Raw genomic sequence first — 7,989 nt, forward strand, 5'->3', positions numbered from 1 at the left:
GATACCGGTGGAGGGCGGGACCGCTACGGGGGCGGGCTGCGGTTGCATTCCGCTGGCCGATGCGGAAGGCTGCCGGCATGTCCGCCTGTTCAGGGTCGGGGTCGAAGGGCCCCGCGGAGGCGGATCCGGGGTAAACGCACCGTGCCGGTGCACGAGGGCGGAGGATGGACGATTTGGCCGGGATTCTGACCCTGCTGGGGCTTGCGCTGCTGAGCATCCCCATCCTGCTGGTGGTGGCGCTGATCAAGCTCGGCACCGCCCGCGCCCGGATCGACGAACTGGAACGCGACGTGCAGGGCCTGCACGCGCGGGTGTCCGATCTCGAATCCCGCCCCGCGCCGCTGCGTGCGCCTGCGCAGGCTGCCGTGGCCGAGACGCCGGTGGCCCGCGCGCCCGCGGTGTTCGTCCCGCCGCCGGCCGCACCCGCCGCCGAACCGGCACCCGCGTCCGAACCGCAGCCGGTGCGTCCGGCCGCCGCGGTGCCGCCGCCGCTGCCTGATCGACCGGCGCCCGCCGCGCCGTCCGCGCATCCGGCCGATCCGCTGCCGCCGCGTCCGCAGCCGCAGGCGTGGACGCCGCCGGAACCGCAGCGCGACGTCGTCGGCGAGGCCGTGGGCCGCGCGGTCGACGCGGTCCGCCGCTGGTTCACCGAGGGCAACGTGCCGGTGAAGATCGGCATGCTGGTGCTGCTGGCCGGCGTCGCCGCGCTGCTGAAGTACGCCAGCGACCAGGGCTGGATGTACGTGCCGATCGAAGTGCGCCTGGCCGGCGTCGCCGCTGCCGCGCTCGGCGGGCTGGTGTTCGCCTGGCGCCAGCGCGAGGCCCGCCGCGGGTTCTCGCTGTCGCTGCAGGGCGGCGCCATCGGCGTGCTGATGCTGGTGACGTTCGCCGCGTTCAAGCTCTACGGGCTGATCCCGGCAGGCGCCGCGTTCGCGATCACCATCGCGCTGGTCGCCGGGCTGGGTGTACTGGCCGTATTGCAGGAGTCGATGGCGCTGGCGGTGTTCGGCATCCTCGCCGGCTTCCTCGCGCCGATCTGGCTGTCCACCGGCAGTGGCAACCACGTCGCGCTGTTCTCGTACTACGCGGTGCTGAACCTCGGCATCTTCGGCATCGCCTGGAATCGCCCTTGGCGGCTGCTCAACCTGCTGGGCTTCGTCTTCACTTTCGCCATCGGCACGCTGTGGGGCGTGCTGGACTACGCGCCGGCGAAGTTTGCGACCACCGAGCCCTTCCTCGCGCTGTTCTTCGTGCTGTACCTCCTGATCCCGGTGTTCTACGCGCACCGGCGCACGCTTGGCGCCGATGGCAATGTCTACCGCTCGGTGGACGGCGCGCTGGTGATCGGCACGCCGCTGGTGGTGTTCGCGTTGCAGGCGGGCCTGCTGCACGGCGCGCCGTTCGGCGACGACCGCATGCCGCTGGCGCTGTCGGCGCTGGCGATGGCCGCGGTCTACGCCGGGCTGGCCGGCCTGCTGCGCCGGCATCCGCGCTTCGCGCCGCTGCTGCAGACCTGGGCGGTGCTGGCGGTGGGCTTCGCCACGCTGGCGGTGCCGCTGGCGCTGTCGGCGCGGGCCACGGCCAGCGTGTTCGCGGTGGAAGGCGCGGTGCTGGTGTGGCTGGGCGTGCGCCAGGACAAGCGCCTGCCGCAGTTCACGGGCCTGGCGCTGCAACTGGCGGCGGCGGTGGCCTACATGGCCGGCGTCGGCGGCATGAGCACCGGTTTCTCGTCGATGGACGCCGCGTCGATCACGCCGATCGCCAATCCCGCGTACATGAGCGCGCTGCTGATCGCGATCGCCGGGTTCGGCACCGCGTGGACGTACCGGCGCACGCTGGACGCCGGCGTGGTGTCGCTGTTCGCGCTGTGGGGCCTCGGCTGGTGGACGTTCGCCGGCGCGCAGGAAGTGCTCGACCACGTGTCGTTCCGCTACCGCGTGGATGCGCTGTTCGCCTTCTTCGTCGCGACCGGCTGGTTGACGGCGGAAGTGCGCCGCCGCGTCGAGGAATTCCCGGCCTTCGGAGGCACCGCGGCGCTGGCGCTGCTGATCGGCGTGCCGTTCGCGATGGCGCAGTCCGCCACGCACGACCATCCGTTCGCGCAGGGCGGTGCGCTGGCGTGGCTGCTGTATGCCGTCGCCGGCTGGCGCACGCTCGCTTGCCTGCGCGAGACCGGGATGGCGGTGCGCCTCGCCGCGCACGGCGGCTGGTGGTGGTCGTGGGTCGCGGCGATCGCGCTGGGCGCGTTCCATCTGGTCTATCGGGACAGCTACGCCGGCGCCGCCTACGTGCCGGGCATGGGCGACGGCTGGCGCATCGTCGCGCTCGGCCTGCCGGTGCTGCTGTTCGCCGCGGCGCTGCGGCTGCGGCCGTCGCTGCTGGCGCCGCCGCTGGCGCAAGGCTTCGACGACTACCGCCGGGTGCTGGTGGCGTCCGCGGCGGTGGTGCTGGCCTTCGGCTGGCTGCTGTCGCTGCTGTTCCCCGGCGACAGCGATCCGCTGCCGTGGGTGACGGTGCTCAATCCGCTGGAACTGTTCCAGCTCGCGACACTGGCGCTGCTGGCACAGGGCGTGTGGGCGCGCGAGGGGCGCGGCCGCATCGGCGTGCCGCTGTTCGCGCTGGCCGCGTTCGGCTGGATCACCTTCGCGACGCTGCGCGGCGTGCACCACTGGGGCGATGTGGCCTGGTCGCCGTCGATGCTGGGCAACGGCGTGGTGCAGACCGCACTGACCGTGGTGTGGAGCGTGCTGGGCGTGCTGGGCTGGATCTTCGGCTCGCGCCGCGGCGACCGCCTGCTGTGGGGTTCCGGCGCGGTGCTGATGGGCGTGGTGCTGCTCAAGCTGCTGCTGGTCGACCGCGGCAACCTCGGCGATATTTTCGGTATCGTCTCGTTCATCGCCTACGGCCTGCTGTGCGCAGCGGTCGGGTATTTCGCCCCGGCGCCGCCGCGGCGTGCCGCCACGGAGTCCGTCGCATGATCGTGTCCCGCTGTCGTCGTTTCTTCCGCCATGCCGCCGTGCCGGCCGGTGCCGCGCTCGCCGTTGCGCTGGCCTGCGCGGCGTCCGTCGCCCAGGCCGCGCAGCCCGGCGACTACGCCTACCGCTGGCCGTTGGCCGCCGACGGCGGCAACGCCGCGGCGTGGCAGTTCGAGCTCACGCCCGAGGTCTACGCCGCGCTGTCCGATCCGCAGCTCGGCGACTTCGAGGTGTTCAACGCCGACGGCCAATCGGTGCCGGTGGCGCGGCTGACGCTCGATCCGCAGGCGCAGCCGGGCGTGGCCGACGTGGCGCTGCCGGTGTTCGCGCTGCCGCGCGCCGCGGACGGCAGTGGCGACGACGTGTCGCTGCGGCTGGAGCGCGACGGCACTGGCCGCCTGCACCTGCTGGAAGCCAACGTCGACGCCGGCCAGCCGCAGACGCTGATCGACTACGTGCTGGACGCCGACCTCAACCGCGATCCGACCCGGCCGGCGACGGTCGACCGGCTCGAACTGCACTGGCCGGGATCGGCCGACGCCCGCACCCGCTTCGCGGTGGACGGCAGCGACGATCTGGAACACTGGCAGACGCTGGTCGATGCCGCCGCCGTCGTCTCGCTGCACCAGGGCGGGGCGATGCTGCAGCGGCGCGACATCGCGCTGCCGGCCACCGGCCTGCGCTACCTGCGCCTGCGCCAGCTCGACGGCGATCCGCTGCCGGGCCTGCAGGTCACCGCGCGGCGGCTGCGCGCCGGCGCCTCGGTGCCGCAGTGGCGGCGGGTGGCGGCGACGTTCGAGGGCGAAGCCGCGGACGAATTCGGCAAGGGCAAGGTCTATCGCTACCGGTTGCCGGCGACGCTGCCGGTGGGCCGCGTCGGCATCGGCCTGGGCGCGGACAACGCGACCGCCGACGTGATCGTCGATGCGCGCCGTGACGGCGCGGCGGACGATCGCACCGGCTGGGTGCCGATGGGCCGCACGCTGGTGTTCCGGCTGCGCCAGGGCGGCGTGCAGGTGGACAACGAGGACTTCGTGCTGACCGCGCCGATGGCCGCGCGCGACTGGCGGCTGCGCAGCCCGGTGGCGCTGGCGCCGCCGCCGACGCTGGCGGTCGGCTACCTGCCGGACCGGTTCGTGTTCCTCGCGCAGGGCCGCGGGCCGTTCGTGCTGGCCGCGGGCAGCCGCGTCGCGCGTCGCGAGTCGCTGCCGGTCGAGGCCGCGCTGGCCCCGCTGCGCAAGCGGCTGGGCGCCGACTGGACGCCGCCGTCGGCCACGCTCGGCGCGCGCGCCGAAGCGGCCGGCGCCAAGGCCTACGCCGAGCCCGAAAAGCCGCTCGACTGGCGGCGCTGGATGCTGTGGGGCTTCCTCGTGGTCGGTGCGGCGGTGGTCGGCGGTTTCGCGCTGACCCTGCTGCGCCAGCGCGGTGCCGGGGCCGACGAGGCCGACGCCGTGCCGCCGCCGCCGGAGCCCGCACCGCCGCCGCCGGTGGCCCGATTTGATGCCGGCCCGCCGGAACAGGGAAAATCTCCGTTCGATTCCCACGATCACCCCCCGGATTCCGCCTGAGGAATCCCCTCACGGAGCCCCGCATGTCCATCCTCCGCATGTCCGACCTCGACCTGACCGGCAAGCGCGTGCTGATCCGCCAGGATCTCAACGTGCCCATCTCGTTCGAGCATGGCGCCGACGGCAAGGTCACGTCCGACCAGCGCATCGTCGCGTCGCTGCCCACGCTCAAGCTCGCGCTGGAGAAGGGCGCGGCGGTGATGGTGATGTCCCACCTCGGTCGTCCGAAGGAAGGCGTGTGGAGCGAGGCCGACTCGCTGGCGCCGGTCGCCGCGCGCCTGTCCGAACTGCTCGGCCGTGACGTGCCGCTGGTGAAGGACTGGGTGGATGGCGTCGACGTGCAGCCCGGCCAGCTGGTGCTGCTCGAGAACTGCCGCATGAACGTCGGCGAGGGCAAGGACGACGAAGCCCTGTCGCGGAAGTACGCCTCACTGTGCGACGTGTTCGTGATGGACGCCTTCGGCACCGCGCACCGCGCGCAGGCGTCGACGCATGGCGTGATCAAGTTCGCGCAGCAGGCCGCGGGCGGCCCGCTGCTGATGGCCGAACTCGACGCGCTGGCGAAGGCGCTGCAGCATCCGGCACGTCCGTTGCTCGCGATCGTCGCCGGCAGCAAGGTCAGCACCAAGCTCGAACTGCTGTCGTCGCTGGTGGGCAAGGTCGACCAGTTGATCGTCGGCGGCGGCATCGCCAACACCTTCATCGCCGCGATGGGCCACGGCGTCGGCAAGTCGCTGGTCGAAGCCGACCTGATCGACACCGCGAAGCAGATCATGGCCGACGCGAAGGCGCGCGGCGCCGAGATCCCGGTGCCGACCGACGTCGTCGTCGCGCCCGAATTCAAGGCCGATGCGCCGGCGACGGTGAAGGCGGTCGATGCGGTCGCGGCCGACGACATGATCCTCGACATCGGCCCCGACACCGCCGCGCGCTACGCCGCGCTGATCCAGGCCGCCGGCACGGTGGTGTGGAACGGCCCGGTCGGCGTGTTCGAGTTCGACGCCTTCGGCAAGGGCACCGAGACACTGGCGCGCGCGATCGCGGCCAGCAACGCGTTCTCGATCGCCGGCGGCGGCGACACCCTCGCCGCGGTCGACAAGTACGGCATCGAGGACGACGTGTCCTACATCTCCACCGGCGGCGGCGCCTTCCTCGAATTCCTCGAAGGCAAGACCCTGCCAGCCGTCGCCGCGTTGCAGGCCCGCGCCGGCTGACCGACGCGATGCCCGGTGTCTTCCTGGCGCCGGTATGCGGTGCCGATCTGGATGCGCTGCTGGCGTTCGAGGTCGGCAACCGCGCCTTCTTCGAGGCGCGGATCAACGCGCGTCCGGCCGGTTACTACGCACGCGAAGCCGTCGCCGCCGCGATCGAGGCGGCGGAGGCGGATGCGCGCACCGGCCTCGGTTTCCAGTACCTGATCCGCGACGAGGCCGGACAGCTCGTCGGACGCGTGAATTTCTCGCGGGTGCGGCGCGCGCATTTCCATTCCGCCGAACTGGGTTACCGCATCGGCGAAGCGTTCAACGGCCGCGGCCATGCCAGCGCGGCGGTGCGCGGCGCCCTTGCGCTGGCGTTCGGCGAACTGGGCCTGCGCCGGATCGAAGCCGTCACGATGGCCGGCAATGCAGGCTCGATCCGCGTGCTCGAGCGCAACGGATTCCTCCTCTTCGGGCGTTCCACGCGCAGCTTCGAGCTGGGCGGGCAGTGGCACGACACCCTGCATTTCGAGCGACACGCCGATCAGGCGGCCGATGGTGCAGGCGCCGAGGCCTGACGGCAGCGCCCCCGGGGCCGTTTCAGCGGATCGATGCCCGTTTCGTTCCGTGCCGGTCGCACGTCGTGCGATGCACAACCCGTGTTATACCTGCGGTGCCCCGTGTGATCCGGGCGGCTTCATCCCGCCGTCCTTCGCCTAAGGTTCGTCTGTCCGCATTGCGGTCGACGCCATTCCCGTCCACGGGGCACCCCGGTCCGATCGCATTCCCGGCGCGATGCCGCGCGGTCGTATCGCGGTTCCATTTCGTATCGCCATTTCGTCCAAGGAGGAACCCATATGCGCAATACGCAGAACACCCGTCCCTCGTCCGCCCGCCATGCCGCCGTGCTGGCGTTCACCGCGCTGTCCATCGCCGCCATCGGCGGTCCCGTCGCTGCCGCCCGCCCGGTCCATGCCGCGCAGGCCCGCGCGCCGCAGACCCTGTCGGAAGACGCCCCCGCCCGCGGCGAACTCCGCCTGCCGGTCGAGGCCCGCGGCAACTGGATGCGCGAGTACGTCCAGTTGCGCGTCGCCCAGCAGAACCTGCGTTTCGCCGACGAACCGCTGACCGAAGCCGAGATCAAGGCGATGTTCACGCCGAAGATCGTCGGCGGCACCGTCGCCGGTGCGACCGACAATCCGTTCCAGGTCGCCCTGCTGACCAAGAGCGTCGCCAACAACTTCAACGCCCAGTTCTGCGGCGGCACGCTGGTGAAGGCCAACGTCATCGTCACCGCGGCCCACTGCAGCGACTTCGTCACCGCCAGCCAGGTCCAGGTGCTCACCGGCACCCGCAACCTCGACGGCACCGGCACCCGCCGCAACGTCACCAAGATCGCGATCCACCCGAGCTGGAATCCGAACACGATGGACTACGACGTCGCGGTGTGGACGCTGTCGTCGTCGACCTCGGGCATCCCGTTCGCGTCGATCGCCAGCGCCGATCCGGCGGTCGGCACCAACCTGCTGGTGACCGGCTGGGGCGCGCTGACCGAAGGCGGCAGCTACCCGACCACCCTGCGCAAGGTGACGGTGCCGCTGGTGAGCACCACCAACTGCAACGACGCCAACTCGTACAACGGCCAGATCACCGCGCGCATGATCTGCGCCGGCTACGATGCCGGCGGCAAGGACAGCTGCCAGGGCGATTCGGGCGGTCCGCTGACCCAGGGCAGCATCCTGACGGGCATCGTCAGCTGGGGCGACGGCTGCGCCCGTGCCAACAAGCACGGCATCTACACGCACGTGTCGAACAGCTCGATCCGCAGCTTCATCCTGACCCAGGCCGGTCTCTGATCGCGCCTGTGCATGTCGCTTCGGCGGCGTGCGAACGGCCCCCCGCTTGTCGGGGGGGTCTTTTTTTGCTTGTCGTCGACGGAGGCCGATGGTGCCTTCCGGTTTCGGACGCTAAGTGCGTCGTGTCGACAGATCCACGCAGATCGTCCCCACGACACGACAGCGCGGTGCACTCGGATTCAACAGGAAACCCGGAGGGCGGCGGACAGGAGGTCCGCCGTTTTTCGACGAGGCAGGACGCCTCGTCGAAAAATCCCGGGCACGTCTCCGATGGCCGATTTGAATCGGCCCTGAGTGTTTCTTTGGTGACTTTCTTTGGGTGTGTCAGATTTTTTGTGTGCTCGGGGCGGACATCGATTCAGGGCAGTTCACGTGGTCTTGTGAAGCGGTCACC

General features: G+C 71.3%; 5 protein-coding genes. All 5 read left to right on the forward strand.

Going from position 1 to position 7,989, the window contains the following annotated elements; translation table 11 throughout:
* Positions 1-164: 164 nt before the first annotated feature.
* The 5 genes from ACT53R_RS12345 to ACT53R_RS12365 all read left to right on the forward strand — a co-directional run bounded on the left by ACT53R_RS12345 (position 165) and on the right by ACT53R_RS12365 (position 7,595).
* Positions 165-2,978: a DUF2339 domain-containing protein gene (locus ACT53R_RS12345; protein WP_476172177.1), complete on the forward strand. Its 2,814-nt coding sequence runs from the start codon at positions 165-167 to the stop codon at positions 2,976-2,978.
* Positions 2,975-4,543: a DUF3999 family protein gene (locus tag ACT53R_RS12350; RefSeq protein WP_476172178.1), complete on the forward strand. Its 1,569-nt coding sequence runs from the start codon at positions 2,975-2,977 to the stop codon at positions 4,541-4,543. The genes ACT53R_RS12345 and ACT53R_RS12350 overlap by 4 nt, the downstream gene beginning before the upstream one ends.
* Before the next feature lie 23 nt (positions 4,544-4,566).
* Positions 4,567-5,757, forward strand: coding sequence for a phosphoglycerate kinase (locus ACT53R_RS12355; protein WP_476172179.1), 1,191 nt, complete (start codon positions 4,567-4,569; stop codon positions 5,755-5,757).
* An 8-nt stretch (positions 5,758-5,765) separates the two neighbouring features.
* Entirely contained in the window at positions 5,766-6,317 is a 552-nt protein-coding gene (locus ACT53R_RS12360; RefSeq protein ID WP_476172180.1) for a GNAT family N-acetyltransferase, read from the forward strand.
* A gap of 279 nt (positions 6,318-6,596) precedes the next feature.
* Complete coding sequence (locus ACT53R_RS12365) at positions 6,597-7,595, forward strand: serine protease (protein ID WP_476172181.1); 999 nt, start codon at positions 6,597-6,599, stop codon at positions 7,593-7,595.
* Positions 7,596-7,989: the final 394 nt, after the last annotated feature.

The sequence above is a fragment of the Lysobacter sp. DMC104 genome (genome assembly GCF_056313665.1).